Here is a 531-nt window from a genome sequence, read left to right as displayed (position 1 = left end):
GCAATCGCATCCAGGCTCAGATAGGCAATAAACAGTCCACCGGCAATTAATAGCACGACTTGGATGATATCGGTCAGTGCAACGGCCTTTAGACCTCCATACAGTGAGTAGGCTGCGGTGAAGAGTGCGAGAACAATCAGCGCATGATTCAAGTCGAGCCCCGTCACACTATTAATAGCTAACGCGCCCAACCATAAAATTGAGGTGAGGTTAACGAACACATACACGCCCAACCAGAATACCGCCATCACCGTTCGCACAGCATGGTTATAGCGCTGTTCCAGGAACTGCGGCATGGTGTAGATTTCGTGTTTCAAAAAGATGGGTAGGAAGTATTTACCCACAATGATCAGCGTAATCGCCGCCATCCATTCGTAGGAGGCAATGGCCATGCCCATGACATAGGCCGAACCGGACATGCCGATGATCTGCTCAGCGGAAATATTGGCCGCAATTAAACTGGCGCCAATGGCCCACCAGGGCAGACCGCGCCCGGCAAGGAAATAGTCACTAGTGTCTTTTTCGTGGCCC

1 pseudogene is annotated in these 531 nt (G+C 51.4%); it reads right to left on the bottom strand.

Annotation, left to right across the window (positions count from 1 at the left end):
* Positions 1–531, bottom strand: a pseudogene (locus Q0698_RS13270) (sodium transporter); the annotation flags it as partial.

This window comes from uncultured Umboniibacter sp. (assembly GCF_947497555.1).
Lineage (GTDB): Bacteria > Pseudomonadota > Gammaproteobacteria > Pseudomonadales > DSM-25080 > Umboniibacter.
Note: the sequence above shows the minus strand (reverse complement) of the source record. Positions and strands in the feature narration are given on the sequence as shown.